Origin of the sequence: Mixta theicola (assembly GCF_002895925.1) — a bacterium.
In the GTDB taxonomy this organism is placed as follows: domain Bacteria; phylum Pseudomonadota; class Gammaproteobacteria; order Enterobacterales; family Enterobacteriaceae; genus Mixta; species Mixta theicola.
Map to the genome: position 1 here is coordinate 238328 of NZ_NWUO01000001.1, position 18357 is coordinate 256684.

General features: G+C 53.3%; 19 protein-coding genes and 1 tRNA gene. 14 read left to right on the forward strand and 6 right to left on the reverse strand.

From position 1 onward, the window contains the following. Positions 1–36: 36 nt before the first annotated feature. Positions 37–124: transfer RNA gene (locus COO59_RS01185), tRNA-Ser, on the reverse strand. A 218-nt stretch (positions 125–342) separates the two neighbouring features. Here COO59_RS01185 and yccA point away from each other — a divergent pair. Continuing rightward, complete coding sequence (yccA, locus tag COO59_RS01190) at positions 343–1002, forward strand: FtsH protease modulator YccA (RefSeq protein WP_103058005.1); 660 nt, start codon at positions 343–345, stop codon at positions 1000–1002. A 113-nt stretch (positions 1003–1115) separates the two neighbouring features. Beyond that, positions 1116–1442, forward strand: a complete 327-nt coding sequence (tusE, locus tag COO59_RS01195; RefSeq protein WP_103058006.1) for a sulfurtransferase TusE — start codon at positions 1116–1118, stop codon at positions 1440–1442. A 30-nt stretch (positions 1443–1472) separates the two neighbouring features. On the opposite strand, the gene yccX is transcribed toward tusE, so the two are convergent. Next, entirely contained in the window at positions 1473–1751 is a 279-nt protein-coding gene (gene yccX, locus COO59_RS01200) for an acylphosphatase (RefSeq protein ID WP_103058007.1), read from the reverse strand. An 87-nt stretch (positions 1752–1838) separates the two neighbouring features. On the opposite strand from yccX, the gene rlmI reads away from it, so the two are divergent. Both rlmI and hspQ read left to right on the forward strand, forming a co-directional pair. Then, positions 1839–3029: a 23S rRNA (cytosine(1962)-C(5))-methyltransferase RlmI gene (rlmI, locus tag COO59_RS01205; protein ID WP_103058008.1), complete on the forward strand. Its 1191-nt coding sequence runs from the start codon at positions 1839–1841 to the stop codon at positions 3027–3029. A 63-nt stretch (positions 3030–3092) separates the two neighbouring features. Next, complete coding sequence (gene hspQ / locus COO59_RS01210) at positions 3093–3410, forward strand: heat shock protein HspQ (protein WP_103058009.1); 318 nt, start codon at positions 3093–3095, stop codon at positions 3408–3410. 78 nt (positions 3411–3488) lie between these two features. Here the strand turns inward: hspQ and COO59_RS01215 are convergent, their stop codons facing one another. Continuing rightward, positions 3489–3905, reverse strand: coding sequence for a CoA-binding protein (locus tag COO59_RS01215; RefSeq protein WP_103058010.1), 417 nt, complete (start codon positions 3903–3905; stop codon positions 3489–3491). Between the two features lie 189 nt (positions 3906–4094). On the opposite strand from COO59_RS01215, the gene COO59_RS01220 reads away from it, so the two are divergent. Beyond that, positions 4095–4745 (forward strand): DUF2057 family protein, encoded by a 651-nt coding sequence (locus tag COO59_RS01220; protein WP_103058011.1) that lies wholly within the window; start codon positions 4095–4097, stop codon positions 4743–4745. A gap of 74 nt (positions 4746–4819) precedes the next feature. Continuing rightward, positions 4820–5278, forward strand: a complete 459-nt coding sequence (locus COO59_RS01225; RefSeq protein WP_103058012.1) for a methylglyoxal synthase — start codon at positions 4820–4822, stop codon at positions 5276–5278. 20 nt (positions 5279–5298) lie between these two features. Here the strand turns inward: COO59_RS01225 and helD are convergent, their stop codons facing one another. After that, positions 5299–7353: a DNA helicase IV gene (helD, locus tag COO59_RS01230; protein ID WP_103058013.1), complete on the reverse strand. Its 2055-nt coding sequence runs from the start codon at positions 7351–7353 to the stop codon at positions 5299–5301. 136 nt (positions 7354–7489) lie between these two features. On the opposite strand from helD, the gene COO59_RS01235 reads away from it, so the two are divergent. Further along, a complete protein-coding gene (locus COO59_RS01235; RefSeq protein ID WP_103058014.1) occupies positions 7490–7936 on the forward strand; it encodes a YccF domain-containing protein in 447 nt (148 codons plus the stop codon). 11 nt (positions 7937–7947) lie between these two features. Then, a complete protein-coding gene (yccS, locus tag COO59_RS01240; protein ID WP_103058015.1) occupies positions 7948–10095 on the forward strand; it encodes a YccS family putative transporter in 2148 nt (715 codons plus the stop codon). Here the strand turns inward: yccS and COO59_RS01245 are convergent. Further along, complete coding sequence (locus COO59_RS01245) at positions 10092–10709, reverse strand: TfoX/Sxy family DNA transformation protein (RefSeq protein ID WP_103058016.1); 618 nt, start codon at positions 10707–10709, stop codon at positions 10092–10094. The genes yccS and COO59_RS01245 overlap by 4 nt on opposite strands. A gap of 209 nt (positions 10710–10918) precedes the next feature. Between COO59_RS01245 and sulA the strand changes: the two genes are divergently transcribed. Next, complete coding sequence (gene sulA / locus COO59_RS01250; protein ID WP_103058017.1) at positions 10919–11425, forward strand: SOS-induced cell division inhibitor SulA; 507 nt, start codon at positions 10919–10921, stop codon at positions 11423–11425. A 350-nt stretch (positions 11426–11775) separates the two neighbouring features. Then, positions 11776–12849 carry a porin OmpA gene (gene ompA / locus COO59_RS01255; protein WP_103058018.1) on the forward strand — a complete coding sequence of 358 codons (1074 nt, stop codon included), beginning with the start codon at positions 11776–11778 and terminating at the stop codon, positions 12847–12849. Positions 12850–12925: 76 nt separating this feature from the next. On the opposite strand, the gene matP is transcribed toward ompA, so the two are convergent. Then, positions 12926–13387: a macrodomain Ter protein MatP gene (gene matP, locus COO59_RS01260; protein WP_103058019.1), complete on the reverse strand. Its 462-nt coding sequence runs from the start codon at positions 13385–13387 to the stop codon at positions 12926–12928. A 181-nt stretch (positions 13388–13568) separates the two neighbouring features. Here matP and COO59_RS01265 point away from each other — a divergent pair, with 181 nt between their 5' ends. The 4 genes from COO59_RS01265 (at position 13569) to hpaD (ending at position 18336) form a co-directional block, all read left to right on the forward strand. Then, positions 13569–15317: an AAA family ATPase gene (locus COO59_RS01265; protein WP_103058020.1), complete on the forward strand. Its 1749-nt coding sequence runs from the start codon at positions 13569–13571 to the stop codon at positions 15315–15317. Between the two features lie 67 nt (positions 15318–15384). Further along, complete coding sequence (gene fabA, locus COO59_RS01270; RefSeq protein ID WP_103058021.1) at positions 15385–15903, forward strand: bifunctional 3-hydroxydecanoyl-ACP dehydratase/trans-2-decenoyl-ACP isomerase; 519 nt, start codon at positions 15385–15387, stop codon at positions 15901–15903. Between the two features lie 320 nt (positions 15904–16223). Further along, on the forward strand, positions 16224–16961 hold the full coding sequence (locus COO59_RS01275; RefSeq protein ID WP_103058022.1) for a PadR family transcriptional regulator: 738 nt from the start codon (positions 16224–16226) through the stop codon (positions 16959–16961). A 361-nt stretch (positions 16962–17322) separates the two neighbouring features. Further along, positions 17323–18336: a 3,4-dihydroxyphenylacetate 2,3-dioxygenase gene (gene hpaD, locus COO59_RS01280; RefSeq protein WP_103058023.1), complete on the forward strand. Its 1014-nt coding sequence runs from the start codon at positions 17323–17325 to the stop codon at positions 18334–18336. The last annotated feature ends 21 nt before the right edge of the window (positions 18337–18357 follow it).

Consider the following 18357-nt stretch of genomic DNA (forward strand, 5'->3'; position numbering starts at 1 on the left):
CGGGCCAGCATTGCTGCTGACCCGTCGTAAATTTAGTGGCGGAGGAGGAGAGATTCGAACTCTCGGATGGTTTCCCATCGGCGGTTTTCAAGACCGCTGCCTTAAGCCGCTCGGCCACCCCTCCGCAATGAGGCGAACTATAAACACCCCTCAGCGCAATGTAAATAGCCGGGCCTGCTGTTCGCCTGAAAAACAGGCAAACCGCTTTTATTTGCTGGCATAATCACCATTTGGCTCACAAAAACAGCGGCTTCACGCGTAAAGAAGGGTAAAACGCCTTTTCCCTTTCCGCCGCGCTTCGTATGCTCTGCGCTAAATTGTGACCCCTGTATGAGGTGCATTATGGATCGTATCGTTTCCCGCTCTGGTGCCGGCACATCGTTGCTGAGCACGCATAAAGTTCTGCGTAATACCTATTTCCTGCTGGGGCTGACGCTGGCCTTTTCTGCCGCTACCGCTACCGCCAGCACCTTACTGAACCTGCCTGCGCCGGGCCTGATTCTGATGCTGGTGGGTTTTTATGGCCTGATGTTCTTAACCTACCGTCTGGCCAATAGCCCGGCCGGTATCGTGGCCGCCTTCGCCTTTACCGGTTTCCTCGGCTATAGCCTGGGGCCGATACTGAACGCTTTCCTGGCAGCAGGCATGGGCGACGCCATTGCGCTGGCGCTGGGCGGCACGGCGCTGGTGTTCTTCTGCTGTTCTGCGTATGTGCTGACTACGCGCAAGGATATGTCTTTTCTTGGCGGGATGATGATGGCGGGCTTTGTGGTTCTGCTGGTCGCGGTAATTGCTAACCTGTTCCTGCAGCTGCCGGCTCTGCAGCTGGCCATCAGCGCCCTGTTTATTCTGTTTTCTACCGGCGCGATCCTGTGGGAAACCAGCAATATTATTCACGGCGGTGAAACCAACTATATTCGCGCCACTATTAGCCTGTATGTCTCGCTGTATAATATTTTTATCAGCCTGCTGAGCATTCTTGGCTTCTCGCGTAATAACTAAGCCAGCCCTTACTTTTTACCGCATCATCAAGGCTCCGCCATCGGCGGGGCCTTATTTTTTGCCGCCGTTAAGTTTGCTAATATAGCCATCAGTTAAATAAGTGAGGCCATATCGTGCTGTTTGAAGGTAACGAAATTGCGCGCGACGCTCAGGGCTATCTGCTGAATTCTGCGGACTGGAGCGAAGCGCTGGCGCTGCATATCGCCGCGGAAGAGTCGATTACGATGAGCGAAGCGCACTGGGAAGTGGTGCATTTTGTGCGCGAGTTTTATCTGACGTTTAACACCTCTCCGGCGGTAAGAATGCTGGTAAAAGCCATGGCGCAGAAATTCGGTGAGGAAAAAGGCAACAGCCGCTATCTGTTTCGTCTGTTTCCCGATGGCCCGGCAAAACAGGCGACTAAAATAGCGGGCCTGCCTAAGCCGGTTAAATGCCTGTGATTTTTTAAGCGGAGCAGATGGCCCTTCTGATTATCCGCTGGTAAAGCGCTGCGGTATTTCGCCGGGCTGATGCGGCTGCGTTAATACGCGATCGACGCGGGCGCTGCGCGGCCCTCCCGCCTTTAACCAGGCCACCAGCTGTTCCAGCCGATCGCTTTCGCCGCAGGCCAGCACTTCCACGCTGCCGTCGTCCAGATTGCGCGCATAGCCGGTCAGCCCAAGCTGCTGCGCCTGCATCTGCGTGCTGTAGCGAAAGCCTACGCCCTGCACCTGACCATGAACCCAGGCCTTAATACATTGTTGCGTCATTGCGTCCTCCTGCTGTCCGCTGATTGCATTTTGCCGGTAACCACCGGACAATGTCGCCTCATTTTCCGTTGGTAAGCATAGCAAAATATGACCGTTCGATTGATTCTCGCTAAGGGACGTGAAAAATCCCTGCTCCGTCGTCATCCCTGGGTTTTTTCCGGCGCCGTTGCGCGGATGGAAGGCAAAGCCCAGCGTGGTGAAACCATTGACGTTTGTGACAGCCAGGGTAAATGGCTGGCCCGCGCCGCCTTCTCGCCCGATTCGCAAATTCGTGCACGCGTCTGGAGCTGGCAGCAGGACGAATCTGTCGATATCGCCTTTTTTGTCCGCCGCCTGCAGGCTGCCCAGCAACTGCGTGACTGGCTAACGGTGCGAGATGGCCTGGACAGCTACCGTTTAATCGCCGGTGAATCTGACGGCATGCCTGGCGTGACGATTGATCGCTTTGGCTCGTTCATGGTGCTGCAGCTGCTTTCCGCCGGGGCGGAATATCAGCGTCCGGCCATTATTTCGGCCCTGCAGCAGTGCTATCCCGACTGCAGCATTTACGATCGCTCCGATGTGGCGGTGCGTAAGAAAGAAGGCCTGGAACTGACCCAGGGCCCGGTTTGCGGTGAGCTGCCGCCCGATCTGCTGCCGATTAGCGAACACGGCATGAAGCTGCTGGTCGATATTCGTACCGGGCACAAGACCGGCTACTATCTGGATCAGCGCGACAGCCGCTTTGCCACCCGTCGCTATGCGCAAGACAAGCGTGTGCTTAACTGCTTCTCCTATACCGGCGGCTTTGCCGTTTCGGCGCTGCTTGGCGGCTGTCGTCAGGTTATCAGCGTGGATACTTCACAGGCGGCGCTGGACGTGGCGCGTCAGAACGTCGAACTGAACGGGCTGGACGTTGGTAAGGCGCAATTCCTGCGTGATGACGTGTTTAAGCTGCTACGCAGCTATCGTGATAACGGTGAGAAATTTGATCTTATCGTGATGGATCCGCCTAAATTTGTTGAAAACAAAAATCAGCTGGCGGGCGCCTGTCGCGGCTATAAAGATATTAATATGCTGGCGATGCAGCTGCTTAATCCGGGCGGAATGTTATTGACCTTCTCCTGTTCCGGCCTGATGGCAACTGATTTATTTCAGAAAATTATCGCTGACGCCGCCGTTGACGCCCGTCGTGATGTACAATTTATAGAACAGTTCCGACAGGCTGCCGATCATCCGGTTATCGCCAGCTATCCTGAAGGTCTTTATCTGAAGGGGTTTGCCTGCCGCGTGCTGTAACTTGAAAACGATGCTTTTGCCCCTATATTCTTGGTTAAAGGCAATGTTTATCAGGAGGTATGGATGATTGCCAGTAAATTTGGAATTGGTCAGCAGGTGCGTCATAAAATGCTGGGCTTTCTGGGCGTGGTGGTTGATGTCGATCCCGAATATTCGTTAGACGACCCCGATATTGATGATGTTGGCGCAAATGAAACCTTACGTGCTGCGCCCTGGTATCATGTCGTCACCGAAGACGATGACGGTGAACCGATTCATACCTATCTGGCCGAAGCTCAGCTTGCAGGCGAAGCGCAAACCGTTCATCCCGAACAGCCTTCGTTAGATGAGCTGGCCGAGTCGGTTCGTCAGCAGCTTTTATCACCCCGTTTACGTCAATAAAATTATGCCTGGCACGCCAGGCATCTCATTTTTCTCGCCGCTCAGCCAGCCAACGCAGGCGTTTTCTGGTCATTTCGCCTAATTTTTTAATAATCCCAGACGCGGAATTTCGATTTTCGGGCAGCGATCCATCACCACTTTTAGCCCTGCTTCTCCAGCCAGCACCGCAGCTTGCTCATTTATTACGCCCTGCTGCAGCCAGAGCGTTTTCGCGCCAATCGCAATCGCTTCCTGCGCAACACCCCAGGCCGCTTCTGAATTACGGAACACATCCACCATATCAACCGGTTCAGGTATGTCCGCCAGCGACGCATACACTTTTTGCCCCAGTAACGTTTGGCCTGCCAGCTTTGGGCTGACCGGGATAACGTGATAACCCTGTTGCAGTAGCCAGGCCATAACGCCATAGCTGGCGCGGGTCGGTTTATCGCTGGCACCCACTAACGCAATGGTGCGGGTGGATCGCAGTACCTCGGCAATCATTTGATCGTTCATACGTAACTCCTGATGCAATGAATTGACCCATTTTAGGTTATTTATGGTTCGGGAATGAACAGCCAGCGTCCATCTGCGCATTTAGCGATTCAGGACACAAAATAATATGTTAAAATGTTAACACGCTGCCATAATGTAAGAATTTGATACATTCACTGCCGGGATTCCCGTGCGCCTTCTGGAGAAACAATGAAGCTGCGTTTGATCTGTTCAGGTATGTTTGCGTTGCTATTCGCAACATCCTGTTACGCGACTACGCTCAGGCTCGATCCCAATATCGATCTACTGGTACTGGACGGACGCAAAATTTCAGGCTCGCTGCTGAAGGGAGCTGATGGACTGGAGCTGGATAATGGGGAGCATCAGCTTCTGTTCCGCGTTGAAAAAGTCCTCGACACTTCTCATGGCAACGCTAAGCGTAGCTATATCTCCGCCCCTTTGATCGTGACGTTTGTCGCCAACGTCAAATCTATTTCTATTCGGCTCCCCGCGCTGGAAAGCCTGCGCGATCGTCGCCAGTTTGATAAAAACAGCGCGTTTATCCTCGTGGACGAAAAAGGCCGGCCGGTTGAAAGCCGCCGCGATCGCCTTCCGCTGCTGGACGGACCGCAGACCGATCTGGAAAAGGCGCTGATGGCCTATAACCGTAACGGCCAGGTGGCATCCGTACCGCGTTTTGCTCAGCAGCCTCCGTTAAGCATGCACCAGGATAAATTTCCGGTCGATGCGCTCGGCGCTAATATGCCTGCGGAACGCCTGTTGCAGTTGTGGTTTCATCAGGTGGACAGCGCCACGCGCCAGCGCCTGGTAAGCTGGATGAAAGCGCTACGGCCAAGTTGATGTTTGCCGTCCGTCAGCGGTAAACTCGTGGTTCGTTCCCTTAATTTTCACCTTATTCTCAACAGGATGCATCAATGGAGCAGACCAGCCGTATTCTTGCCGAAGCGAAAACCATTGCCCTGGTGGCGCACGATCACTGCAAAACCGCTCTGCTGGAGTGGGTCAGTCAGCATAAGGCGCTGCTGGATACCCATACGCTTTATGCTACCGGCACTACTGGCAATTTGATTCAGCGCAATACCGGTCTTGAGGTTAACGCCATGCTTAGCGGCCCGATGGGCGGCGATCAGCAGGTAGGCGCGCTGATCGCCGAAGGTAAAATCGATCTGTTGATCTTCTTCTGGGATCCGCTGAACGCCGTGCCGCACGATCCGGATGTTAAAGCGCTGCTGCGTCTTGCCACCGTCTGGAATATCCCAACGGCGACTAACCGTTCCACCGCCGACTTCCTGATTAACTCGCCGTTGTTTAATCAGGCCGTTACTATTCAGATTCCCGACTATCAAAACTATTTACAGACGCGCCTTAAATAAGCGCTTTTGCCGAGCGATGCCTAAGGCTTGCGCAGCTGCGGGACGCCAAGGCGTTTAAAATCCTGGACGAATACCGATGGCTGCTGACGATCATACAGCAGCCAGACCTGCTGCTTCGCCCGCGTCAGAGCCACATAAGCCAGCCGTCGCTCCTCCGCATCGGGAAAGTCTTCGGGCTGAGGCAGCAGCCCCTCTTCTATTACCGTTTCGCGCGCCGCCGCCGGGAAGCCATCGCTGCCCTCCTGCAGCCCCAACAGAATGACATAATCCGCCTGCTGCCCTTTGCTGGCGTGGATAGTCATAAAATCAAGCCTGAGCTTAGGCCAGCGCGTTTTGGCTTTTGCCAGTAACGCTGGCTGAAGATGATGATAGCGCGCCAGCAGCAGCACCCGCTCTTCTGGCAGGGCGTAACCGCTCATTTTATTCAGCAAATCTTCCAGCCGATCGTCAGGCAGCAGTGAAATGGCCTTTTTCGTGCCTTTTGTCAGGCTGTTAAGAGGTTTGGCAAGCTGATGGGGATTTTCCTGAATGAAACGGTTGGCGATGTCACCGATACGATCGTTAAACCGCCAGGTTGTATCCAGCACACAGCTATCGCCGCCGCCAAAATAATGGTGAAACGACGTCGTCAGCGCCATTTCCGCCCCGCTAAAACGGTAGATCGCCTGCCAGTCATCGCCCACCGCAAACAGGCTGGTTTGCCGGTTCTGTTTACGTAAGGCCGTCAGCAAAAGCGCCCGCTGCGGCGAAATATCCTGAAATTCATCCACCAGGATATGCTTCCAGGGACTGATAAACCGACCTTTCTCCAGCAGGTTAACCGCCTGTTGTATCAGGCCAGAGAAATCGACCGCGCCCTCCTCTTTCAGCGCGCTTTTCCACGCTTTCAGCAGCGGCGCCATTAGCTTAACGCGTTTGGCGAATCGGTCGCGGATCGCTTCCGGCGCATCGGCAATCATCGCCGCCTGAGCGCCGCCATGCATACGCATCAGGCCAAGCCAGCGCTCCAGACGACTCGCCAGCCGCTGCGCCAGCGCGTGGTCCTGCCAGAAATCCCCTTCCGGCACCGCCCATTCCAGCTCTTCCGTCAGCCACTGCCGCCAGCCGTTGGCGTGGGCTTTTTTTTCCGCACACTGTTGCTGCCAGGTATCTATTATCAGCTGTCGGCGCGCCGCGCTGTCGGTTTCGAGGCGGGAGATAAGCGGATTTTTATTGCTGCCCTGGCGGATGATATGCAGCGCCAACGCGTGAAACGTGCGGGCTTCTGTCTCTTCGGTATGCAGTCGGGACCTGATGCGATCGTTCATCTCTTCCGCCGCCTGACGCCCAAACGCCAGCAGCAGAATTTGCTGCGGCTGAGCCTGCTGCTGACGCAGCAACCAGCCAGCGCGTGCCACCAACACCGAGGTTTTACCGCTGCCGGCGCCCGCCAGTACCAGCAGCGACTCTTCACCATTCACTACCGCGCGCGCCTGTGAAAGATTGAGCGGAGTGGATTCTACCGTCGCGAAAAAATCCGCATGCTCTTCCAGCATCCGGCGCGTCCAGGCATCGTTACGCTTCGCCCGCTCTGTATCGCCGTGGCATAACCATGCCCGGCACTGCTGATAAAGCGTTCGACAATGAGCAAAGCTCTCCAGCCGCGACGACGGCAGCGGTAAAGCGGAAAAAGTTTCTTCAATTTGCTGCTGCAGTTCAGCCAGCTCGCTCTGCTTTAGCCAGCGATCCTGCGTCTCCTGCTGCGGTAAAGTGGCAACCAGCGTCTCCAGCACCTGCGCGCTGATTTCGCTCATCTCCTCGCTCCAGCTATGCCAGGCCTGCGTAAGATAGTGGTAAAAGCGCTGCGTTTCCTGCCATTCCGTACCGTGCAGCCGCACGACTTTTTCATCCGGCAGCGTAAATTCCAGCTCACCCCAGATCAGGCCGCGTTTGCATTTAATGTCCAGCAGCTGATTAAACGGGATCAGATATTCATGTTTTTCACCGCTGACTTCTACCCCGGCGCTTAACAGCCGCACCCGATTATAAGGATGCTGCGCCAGATGTTTGCCGAGCGACGTTGCTTTTAGTTCCATGCGTCATAACCAAAGGTGGATGGATTCGGTTTGCTGTCTAGTCTACTGAGCCGTAGTTTACCGCTCCAGGGTTAAAACAGGTTACAATCAAACGCAGATATGCCGGATAAAGTCCGTTTTTTGAAGGAAGCCTGTTATGCGTACCGTTTTGAATATCCTTAATTTTGTGTTGGGTGGCTTCTTTACCACGCTGTGCTGGTTGTTTGCTACCCTGGTAAGTATTGTCTTGATCTTTACCCTGCCGCTGACGCGCTCCTGCTGGGAGATCGCTAAACTTTCCCTGCTGCCCTATGGTAATGAGGCAGTCCATGTGGATGAGCTACGTCCCGATCGTAGCAATGCGCTGCTCAATACCGGCGGCACGCTGCTGAATATCTTTTGGTTTATCTTCTTTGGCTGGTGGCTATGTCTTTCTCATATCATGCTCGGTATTACGCAATGCATCAGCATTATTGGCATTCCGGTGGGAATTGCTAACTTTAAGCTGTCGGCCATTGCGTTATGGCCGGTTGGCCGTCGGGTCGTATCAACGGAAGAGGCGCGTGCGGCACGTGAAGCCAATGCGCGTCGTCGTTACCAGTAAGGTTATATGCAATGATCGCGTTAACTGCGGGTTTACGTCGTTATACGGCTAACAGCACCGGGCTTTATTTAACCCGCATTTTTCTGGCGCTGGCTGGCGCCGCCGCCTTTCCCTGGTGGCTACAACAGATTGTCTGGACATTACCGCTTACTCTGGGCGTGGTTGCCGCCGCGCTGGCCGATCTTGATGACCGTTTTACCGGTCGGCTGCGTAACCTGTTAATCACCCTGCTCTGTTTCTGCATCGCTTCGGTTTCGGTGGAGTTACTTTTCCCCAGGCCCTGGCTATTTATTCTCGGCCTGGCTTTTTCTGCCTGGGGTTTTATCTTGCTGGGCGCGCTTGGTCAGCGCTACGCCACCATCGCTTTTGGCGCGCTGCTGATTGCTGTTTATACCATGCTCGGCGCGGGTCTCTTTTCGCAATGGTATCTTCAGCCGATCCTGCTGCTGCTGGGGGCCGTCTGGTATAACCTGCTGACGCTGGCGGGACATCTGCTGTTTCCCATTCGCCCGCTGCAGGAGAATATGGCGCGTAGCTACAGCCTGCTGGCCAATTACCTGGAAGCAAAGGCCAGCCTGTTTGATCCTGATATGGAAGAGAATGACGATGGCGGACTGGTTGAGGTGGCGATGGCTAACAGCAAACTGGTTGCCGTGCTTAACGAGACCAAAACCTCTATTCAGAGTCGGCTGCGCGGCGATCGCGGGCAACGGGGTACACGGCGAACGCTGCATTATTACTTTGTAGCGCAGGATATACATGAACGCGCCAGCTCTTCCCACGTGCAATATCACGCGCTGCGCCAGGAATGGCGCTACAGTGAGATTCTGTTTCGTTTTCAGCGTCTGCTAACCATGCAGGCGCGCGCCTGTCGACAGCTTTCTGATGCGATTTTGCTGCAGCACAGCTATCAACATGATACGCGCTTTGAACGCGCGTTTAGCCATCTGCAGGCGGCGCTGGATCGGCTACCCGATACGCCGCAGGATAAAGCGCGACAAAAAGCGCTGCGTTATTTACTCAGCAATTTAAAAGCGATTGATGCCCAGCTGGCGACGATAGAGTCGGAACAGGCGCTGGAGCAGGCGCATCGGGACGGCAGCGATACGCATCTTTCCAGCGAGGGATTAACCGGCTGGAGCGATATTCGTCTGCGTATTAGCCGACATCTCACGCCGGAATCACCGCTTTTTCGCCATGCCGTACGTATGTCGTTAGTGCTGTGCGTCGGCTACGCCTTTATTCAGCTTACCGGCCTGGAGCGCGGCTATTGGATTTTATTGACCAGCCTGTTCGTTTGCCAGCCCGGCTATAACGCCACGCGCCGACGTCTGGCGCTGCGCATTATCGGTACTTTAACCGGCATCGCTATTGGTTTGCCGGTTTTATGGCTGGTGCCGTCCGTTGACGGGCAGCTATTGCTAATTGTGCTGTCGGGAGTGCTGTTTTTTGCTTTCCGCCAGGTACAGTATGCGCATGCCACCATGTTTATTACGCTGCTGGTGCTGCTTTGCTTTAATCTGCTGGGGGAAGGCTTCGATGTGGCCGTACCGCGTATCGTCGATACGCTGTTAGGCTGTGGCATCTCCTGGCTGGCGGTCAGTTTTATCTGGCCGGACTGGCATTTCCGGCGCCTGCCGGCCGTAGCGGAAAAAACCTTAACGGCCAACTGCCGTTATCTGGATGCGATTCTGGAACAATATCATCAGGGAAAAGATAACCGTCTGGCATACCGTATTGCGCGCCGCGATGCGCATAACGGCGATGCCGAACTGGCGTCGGTGGTTTCTAACCTTTCAACCGAAATGCGCCCGGATCCGCAGCTGCGCGAAGCCGCATTTCGTCTGCTCTGCCTGAATCACTCATTTTTAAGCTATATCTCAGCGTTAGGCGCGCATCGTGAAAAAATAATGCAGCCGGAAATACTGGCGTTGTTGGATGATGCCGTCTGCTATGTTGATGATGTTTTACAGGTGAATGTCGTCAGTGAACAGCAGGCGCAGCAGATGATGAATGAGCTTGCTGCTCGTATTGGCCGTTTTGACAGTGAAGCCGTTCCGCAGGCGCAGCTGGTATTACAACAAATCGGCCTGTTGATTGCGCTGCTGCCCGAAATCGCCCGTCTGAAAAAACAGTTGGCATCCCCTGCCGCCGGTTAGTTTTGCCGCCCTTTTTCCCACTGTATGGTGCAATTAAACCAGTTGCGCAGCTCTTCTTTTATCTCTGCAGGCAGTGCCGCCTGATGATGACCGGAAATGGCGCCCTGCAGAGCCATTAAGCAGCTCAGCCCCAGATGCTGGTTAAGCATTCTTAAGCGTAACCAGCAGCTTTTTGCTCCCGCCTCGCGCAGCGCGCATACGCTATCGATGCCAATCTCCCGCAGCAGCATCTCCATTCGGATGCCCATATTAGGCAGATCTTTGAGCCGCACATTATTTCGTCGGGCGTTTTTTTGCCGCCGCGCAAGCGCAAGCGCCGATCTGGACAGCGAGATTAATAACGGTGGGTTATTCCATAACGCTTCATCAATACGGTAATAACGTAATTTTACCGCCATTCCGCGTTTATCAATAACCAGCGGCGGCAGCGATTGCGTGCGGAGATAACGTTTTAGGGTTTCGCTGGCGCGCAGATAAAGTTCGCCATCGGTAATTAATGCGAACACTACTTTTTCAACGGCCAGACTATAGCCGCCAAATTGCGAACGCACGATGATATTCCCTAATGTCGCCAGCTGCTGTTTTGACTGAAGTATCCTTTGATAAGAATCCATATGCTGCTCCTTTTCCTTAAGAAACGTAAACTAACCTGCTGTTTTACAACAGCTAAAACATAGGCAATTCTTATTAATGGTTCAATTACTAAATGAGCTTGCATTCATTTGCATAATAAAAGTGCGAGACGTTTTCAAAAAATGAGGTTGATCTTCGGTCGTCAGCGCATTACTGTATATACATACAGTAACCTCATGAGCTGATAATCATGCGTACTCATTTACTGAAGTCTTCTTTTGCTCGTTCTGCTTTGCCTGGTCATTCTCGCGTTGCCGTATCGCCGGTTTTGACTACCGGCTGGGTTAGCGAGTTAAGCTATAGTGAAGCTCAGCCAGGACTAACGCAGCTGTTACTCCTGCCGCTATTACAGCAGCTGGGTACGCAGTCGCGCTGGCAGCTTTGGCTAACGCCGCCGCAAAAGATCAGTCGGCACTGGCTCAAGGCTTCCGGCTTGCCGCTGAATAAAATGATGCAGATCCCTTATCATCAGGAGTTCAGTACGGTTGAAGCGATGGTTAGAGCGTTGCAAACGGGGAATTACAGCGTGGTTTTAGGCTGGTTTGCTGAAGATATTAGCGAAAAAGATCGTCGTCGGCTGGAAGAAGCGGCTTCTGCAGGTCAGGCACTGGGTCTCATAATGCGGCCACAATCCGGTGCGTCTTGTTCCAGCGGACAAAAAAATCGGTTGAAAATTCACTCAACTTTGTATCATTAAGTAAATATAAGATAAATCTCAGCTAAAAATCCTCACTTTCTACTGATAACCCGCTGATTCTACTCTCACGCGGCCAGGCCTCGCTTCCGCCGCGCTAATTCAGGTTTTTTTTGCCGCTAAAACAGGCAGCCATTGTTAAAATTTGTGTACGAAACGCCCTTTTTTTGCTGACCGTCTTCACAACTTACTTGTAAGTTTCTCGCCACGTTGTAGACTTTATCTCGCCAGGGTGCTCAATAACCTCCGTTTTCCGGTAGAGTAATAATCGAGCAAAAGGACCCGGCGAAGGATTACAACCAAGAGCTTACTTTAAGCTCCTTGCCTATTTGGATGATAACGAGGCGCAAAAAATGAAAAAGACAGCTATCGCAATTGCAGTGGCACTGGCTGGCTTCGCTACCGTAGCGCAGGCCGCACCGAAAGATGACACCTGGTACACCGGTGCCAAACTGGGCTGGTCTCAGTATCACGATACTGGTTACTACGGTAACAACTACGTGAACAACGATGGCCCGACTCACGAAAGCCAGCTGGGCGCTGGTGCATTCGTAGGTTATCAGGCTAACCCATACTTAGGCTTTGAGCTGGGTTACGACTGGCTTGGTCGTATGCCTAACAAAGGCGACGTAGTTAACGGCGCATTTAAAGCACAGGGCATCCAGCTGGCAGCGAAACTGAGCTACCCGATCATGGATGACCTGGACGTATATACCCGTCTGGGTGGTATGGTATGGCGCGCTGACTCTACTCAGCACGTTGTTGGTACCGACATCAGCCGTAACGACCACGACACCGGCGTTTCTCCGCTGGCAGCCGTTGGCGTTGAATACGCGCTGAACAAAAACTGGGCTACCCGTCTGGACTACCAGTGGGTTAACAACATCGGTGACGCGGGTACCGTTGGTACACGTCCTGATAACGCCATGCTGAGCGTAGGCCTGTCTTACCGTTTCGGTCAGGATGAAGCAGCAGCTCCGGTTGTAGCCCCGGCTCCGGCTCCGGCTCCGGTTGTTGAAACCAAGCACTTCACTCTGAAATCAGACGTGCTGTTCAACTTCAACAAAGCGACTCTGAAAGGCGAAGGCCAGCAGGCGCTGGATCAGCTGTACACTCAGCTGAGCTCAATGGATCCGAAAGACGGTTCCGTTGTTGTTCTGGGCTTCACTGACCGTATCGGTTCAGATCAGTACAACCAGAAGCTGTCTGAAAAACGCGCTCAGTCCGTGGTTGACTACCTGGTATCTAAAGGTATCCCGGCTAACAAAATCTCTGCACGTGGCATGGGTGAATCTAACCCGGTTACCGGCAACACCTGTGACAGCGTGAAAGGCCGTAACGCCCTGATCGACTGCCTGGGCCCGGACCGTCGCGTAGAAATCGAAGTTAAAGGTCTGAAAGACGTTGTTACTCAGCCGCAGGCTTAAGTGACTCGTAAAAAAAACCCCGCTCCGGCGGGGTTTTTTATTGGCTGCTTCATCAGAAAAACGTTAACTTACTGCATTAACTCACGTCATCCTTGCCCAAAATAGCCTGCAGATCCTGACGTAGCGTCGACATCTGACTGGCATATTTTTCTTTCCGCTCAGCATCCTCAATTAACTGGACGATAGTATCCGATAACGTACCGTTGCGACGCTGCGCCAGGCCCGCCAGCCTTTGCCACACCAGATATTCCAAATCGATCGATTTCTTACGCGTATGCTGATGCTCGGCATTAAAGTGACGTTTACGGCGCGCGCGAATCGTCTGCTTCATACGATTTTCCAGTGCCGGATTAATATGTAACTCAATCCATTTCAGCACGTCTATCGGATGGTTTTCCATCGCCAGCAAAGCCTTAACGGCTTCCTGAGCGGCGCTGATTTCAACGTATCGGGTGATCGCCTCACCCTCCCGGTATTTTTTTACCAGGTATTTCCATTTCCATCCGCTTTCAAGATTTTCCAGCTGCTGATATTTCATCGGAATCTCATCATGAGCAGGTAACAAACTAAGAATAACAGCTTTTTTATCACTTGCGGCAGAGAAAGGCGCGGCGACGCCTTACGTGTCCGGTTCAGAAACAGTCAGATCTCTGCCGTGCGTAACAGCCTGAAAAGCTGTATAATCGCGCTTTTCATTTATCCAGACAAATACGATTATTTTGACCAGCAACCGACTTGCATGGCAGGCGCTACAGCCTGATGCCGAAAGCTTCCAGTCTCTTTTTTCCCGCGTCTTTAGCGATAATGTCGGCGATACTTTGCCTGACGTTCAGCCTCGTCTGTTTGATGCAGCCAGTCTGCTGCAGAACAGCAGCGCGCCTTTTTCACTGATGCTGATCCGCTGTGCGGAAAACAGTGAGAGTCTGTCACTGCTGGCGCAGACATTACAGCATAACAGTAGCCAGACGGAAGAGCTTTACGGCGGTAACTATCTGATTAATGACGATCGGATAACCTGGCAGCCTGCAAAATCAGCAGATGCCCCCTTTGCCAGCCGCGGCGGCGTACATTTTGCCGACTGGATCGAGTCTGAACGGCTGTTTGGCTGCGTGCGTATTTTTTCCCAACGTATCAGTTTGCAGCCCGGCCTGATCCATCAGGCTAACGGCGGCATTTTAATGCTTTCACTGCGTACGCTGCTGGCACAGCCGCTGCTGTGGCTGCGGCTGAAGCAGACTATCGCCCAGCAGCGTTTCGACTGGCTGTCGCCCGATGAATCGCGCCCGCTGCCGATCACCATTCCGTCAATGCCGCTGCAGCTAAAGCTGGTGCTGTGCGGTGACCGTGAGGCGATGGCTGATTTTCAGGAAATGGAGCCTGAGCTGGCGGCGCTGGCTATCTACAGCGAATATGAAGAGAGCCTGCAGCTTGAAGACGCAGAAGATATGGCGTTATGGTGCCGCTGGATAACCGCGCTGGCGCAGCAGGCGAACCTGCCGCCGATTGCCGCCGACTTCTGGCCCGTCCTGTTGCAGGAAGCCGTACGCTATAGCGGCGATCGCGACACGCTTCCGCTTTGCCCGGCCTGGCTTGGCCGCCAGCTGCGCGATGCCGCTCTGTATGGTGAAAAGCTGGACGCTGCCGCGTTACAGGCCGCACTGGATGCGCGCGTCTGGCGTGAAAGTTTCCTGCCGGAGCGTATGCGCGATGAAATTCTCCTCGAGCAAATTCTCATCGAGACGGAAGGCGCCGTAGTGGGACAAATCAACGGCCTGTCGGTCATTGAATTTCCCGGACATCCTCGCGCGTTCGGCGATCCTTCGCGTATCAGCTGTGTAGTACATATTGGCGATGGCGAATTCACTGACGTTGAGCGGAAGGCTGAGCTGGGCGGAAATATTCATGCTAAAGGCATGATGATTATGCAGGCGTTTTTGATGGCGGAACTGGAGCTCGATCAGCAGCTGCCCTTCTCGGCTTCGCTGGTATTTGAGCAATCCTATTCGGAAGTGGACGGCGATAGCGCCTCCCTTGCCGAACTTTGCGCGCTGGTCAGCGCCCTGGCCGAACAGCCCATTAATCAGCAAATTGCGGTAACCGGCTCAGTCGATCAGTTCGGTCATGTGCAGCCGGTAGGCGGCCTGAATGAAAAGATCGAAGGCTTTTTCGATGTCTGTCAGCAGCGCGGCTTAACCGGTCAGCAGGGCGTTATTATTCCCGCCGCCAACGTGCGTCATCTCTGTTTGCAACAGCAAATCGTCGATGCGGTACAGGCTGGAGAGTTTCATATCTGGGCCGTCAGCGAGGTGGATGAAGCGCTGCCTTTATTGACCGGCGTTGCCTGGAAACAGGACGATGCACCCTGCCTGTTACAAACTATTCAGGCGCGCATCACAGAATTTAATCAGCAGGAGGCGCGCCAGCGTCCCTGGCCTCTGCGTTGGCTAAACTGGTTTAACCACAGCTGATCGGAGTTGTTCAGCTTACAGCTGTTAGCTAATGTTCATGATTCATTAAAAAAAGGCTTATTAAAACATGGTAGAGAAACGCGAGTCCTATACAAAAGAAGACTTAATTGCCTCTGGTCGCGGTGAATTGTTTGGCGCTGAAGGCCCGCCGCTGCCGTCCGGCAACATGCTGATGATGGACCGCGTGGTCAAAATGAGCGAAGAAGGCGGTAACTATAATAAAGGTTATGTAGAAGCAGAGCTGGATATCAACCCCGACCTCTGGTTCTTCGCCTGCCACTTTATCGGCGATCCGGTAATGCCGGGCTGTCTGGGTCTGGATGCGATGTGGCAGCTGGTTGGTTTCTATCTTGGCTGGCTGGGCGCCGAAGGCAAAGGCCGCGCGCTGGGCGTAGGCGAAGTGAAATTTACCGGTCAGGTTCTGCCTGGCGCCAAAAAAGTGACCTACCGTATTCACTTCAAGCGTGTTATCAACCGTAAGCTGGTTATGGGCGTGGCCGATGGCGAAGTGCTGGTTGACGGTAATGTTATTTATAACGCCAGCGATCTGAAAGTGGGTCTGTTTAAAGACACCACCGCATTCTAGCCGTAACTTGTTAACTTATTGATTCAAAAGGCGCAGCGGGAATCCCCCTGCGCCTTTTCTGTTTGCGTGTTGCCCGGCATTTTTCATGACATAGCTGAATGCGAAACTATGCACAGGCCCGGTAAAGCCCCCAACCCCGGTATGTCCCAAACCTGTCCCGGTGGATTTGCTCCCTGTCTATCCACGCCTTTTTTCTCTTTATTATTAAAAAAACGGACACGAAAAACGGCAACGTTGCTATTGCATTTAATTATCGTAAGATATATAACTTCGAATATCTTACGATACAGTCGTAAGACATAATTAATCAGGAGAGTGTTATGTTTAGAGATATGCTTAATGAACGCCGTGGCGGTAGTGGCCGATCACGCCCGAACCGTAATGAATATGCCGATCGGGCGGAAAGCGGTGAAGAGAAGCTGGATATGAAGGTTGGCCAGCGGCATCAGGCGATGCGTGGCGAGCGTCATCATCACCGTTTTGCCGGGCCTCATGGCGGCCGTCACGAGGGTCAACGCGGACATCGCCGTGGCGGTGGTGATTCCGGCCAACGCGATCGCCCTTCTTTCCTTCGCGGCCGTAAATTTGGTGCGGATGAGTTACAGATTTTATTGCTGACGTTTTTGAAACAGCAGGCCAGTTACGGCTATGAGCTGATCAAGTCACTGGCTGAAAAAAGCGGCGGTTTTTATACGCCAAGTCCTGGCGTGATTTATCCAGCCCTGACTTATCTTGAAGATGTGGGTCATGTGAGCGTGCAGCAGGAAGGTAACCGAAAACGCTACGCGATTAATGAGCAGGGTGAAAGCTGGCTGGCCGACAATCAGGCAATAGCTGATGCGTTGCTCGCCCGGCTAGCGTTGTTTGCCCAGCAGAGTGAAACCGTGAATCAGGCAATAGTTGAGCAACGCCAGCCGTTTGAGGCTTCGCTGATGCAGGCGCTCCATGAACTGCGTAGCCAGTTACATCGCTATCATGGCAGTGATGAAGAGACGCAGCGACAGGTTGCCGTCATTTTGCAACAAACGCTCGCCCAGCTTAAATCTGTCGGCGCTTGATTTGCGCTGAAAGCGCACTAACAGGCGATGCCTGCAACCTCTTTTTTTGCCACCCGCCGTTCCTTTACTAACGGTACGAACCCCTCATAAAAGGCGTTTAGCTCCCCGTCGCTAAACGCCTTTTTTCTTTGCCTGAAGCGGTATTTCAACGTTTTTTAATCTTCATTCTGAACTGTGCGCTTGATCGCCAATTCACCGTACATAATGAGATATATCTATTAATACGATATATCTAAATTCACCTGCTTTCCTGTTACCGAAGTCAGTTGTAGTAACCGGGACAAAAAACGGGCCGGCAGCGTTATCGCTGGCTCAAATAACCATACTGACAATCGCTTCGTCTGAAAGAGAGAACGCGCCCATGCCACAGATTGATGAGTTGGTTTTGGATCCCCCCTTTAACGTGACGCGTGCCAGCCACGTCGTTCTTAACGTCCGTGACCTCAATGCCAGCAGGCAGTTCTATACCGAGCTGGTCGGGTTAGTTGTAAGTGATGAAGATGATAGTGCGGTGTATTTACGCGGCCTTGAAGAGCGCGGGCACCACAGTTTAGTGCTGCGTGCATCATCTGAAGCGACATGTGCATCTATCGGTATGCGCGTACGTAATGAAGAGGATATTTATCAGGCACAGGACTATTTTGCTGAACAGGGCAAAACGGCGGCGCTGGTTGACGTGCCTTACCAGGGACTTACTTTGCGCGTCAGCGACGATGTCGGCGTGCCGCTCGAACTTTGCGCATCAATGGAACCGCGTGAGCGGATGCTAAAACAGTATCAGCATTATCATGGGGCCAGCGCACAGCGTCTTGATCACTACCAGCTGCAGGTCAGCGATGTTCGCAAGGCGTGGTGGTTCTATCAGATGCTTGGATTTCGTGTCAGTGAATATACCTATTCGAATATCAAAGAAATGCAGCATTTATGGGGCGTCTGGTTGCAACGAAAAGGCAACCCGCACGATATTGTCTTCACCCAGGGGCCGGGCCCACGCCTGCATCACTTTGCTTATACCCTGCCGGATTCCAACGATATGATCCGCGCCTGTGACGTTGCCGGTGCGTTAGGCTACGCGTCCAGCCTGGAACGGGGTCCTGGCCGACACGGTATCAGTGGCGCGCTGTTTCTCTATTTCCGCGATCCTGACGGGCATCGTATCGAATTGTTCAATACCCATTATCAGCATATCGATCTGGAACCGGCGCTCGGCTGGGATCTGGCCGATCCTAAACGGGCCGATCAGTGGGGGCTTCCTGCCCAGAATAAATGGTTTACCGAAGCCACTTCATTCGCCGATGTGGCTGTCACTCAACCGGAAATCCGCGTCGATCCCCCTACGCTGGAACGTTTTCTTGCCCTGGCTAACGATGGTTAACCGTTCTGCAGTAACGCTGTA

Coding starts and splice junctions, on each gene's coding strand:
- rlmI (WP_103058008.1), top strand. CDS start 1,839: ATGACCGTTCGATTGATTCTCGCTAAGGGACGTGAAAAATCCCTGCTC.
- COO59_RS01235 (WP_103058014.1), top strand. CDS start 7,490: ATGCGTACCGTTTTGAATATCCTTAATTTTGTGTTGGGTGGCTTCTTT.
- sulA (WP_103058017.1), top strand. CDS start 10,919: ATGCGTACTCATTTACTGAAGTCTTCTTTTGCTCGTTCTGCTTTGCCT.
- yccA (WP_103058005.1), top strand. CDS start 343: ATGGATCGTATCGTTTCCCGCTCTGGTGCCGGCACATCGTTGCTGAGC.
- COO59_RS01245 (WP_103058016.1), bottom strand. CDS start 10,709: ATGGATTCTTATCAAAGGATACTTCAGTCAAAACAGCAGCTGGCGACA.
- matP (WP_103058019.1), bottom strand. CDS start 13,387: ATGAAATATCAGCAGCTGGAAAATCTTGAAAGCGGATGGAAATGGAAA.
- COO59_RS01215 (WP_103058010.1), bottom strand. CDS start 3,905: ATGAACGATCAAATGATTGCCGAGGTACTGCGATCCACCCGCACCATT.
- hspQ (WP_103058009.1), top strand. CDS start 3,093: ATGATTGCCAGTAAATTTGGAATTGGTCAGCAGGTGCGTCATAAAATG.
- COO59_RS01225 (WP_103058012.1), top strand. CDS start 4,820: ATGGAGCAGACCAGCCGTATTCTTGCCGAAGCGAAAACCATTGCCCTG.
- ompA (WP_103058018.1), top strand. CDS start 11,776: ATGAAAAAGACAGCTATCGCAATTGCAGTGGCACTGGCTGGCTTCGCT.
- COO59_RS01275 (WP_103058022.1), top strand. CDS start 16,224: ATGTTTAGAGATATGCTTAATGAACGCCGTGGCGGTAGTGGCCGATCA.
- fabA (WP_103058021.1), top strand. CDS start 15,385: ATGGTAGAGAAACGCGAGTCCTATACAAAAGAAGACTTAATTGCCTCT.
- yccX (WP_103058007.1), bottom strand. CDS start 1,751: ATGACGCAACAATGTATTAAGGCCTGGGTTCATGGTCAGGTGCAGGGC.
- helD (WP_103058013.1), bottom strand. CDS start 7,353: ATGGAACTAAAAGCAACGTCGCTCGGCAAACATCTGGCGCAGCATCCT.
- COO59_RS01220 (WP_103058011.1), top strand. CDS start 4,095: ATGAAGCTGCGTTTGATCTGTTCAGGTATGTTTGCGTTGCTATTCGCA.
- yccS (WP_103058015.1), top strand. CDS start 7,948: ATGATCGCGTTAACTGCGGGTTTACGTCGTTATACGGCTAACAGCACC.
- hpaD (WP_103058023.1), top strand. CDS start 17,323: ATGCCACAGATTGATGAGTTGGTTTTGGATCCCCCCTTTAACGTGACG.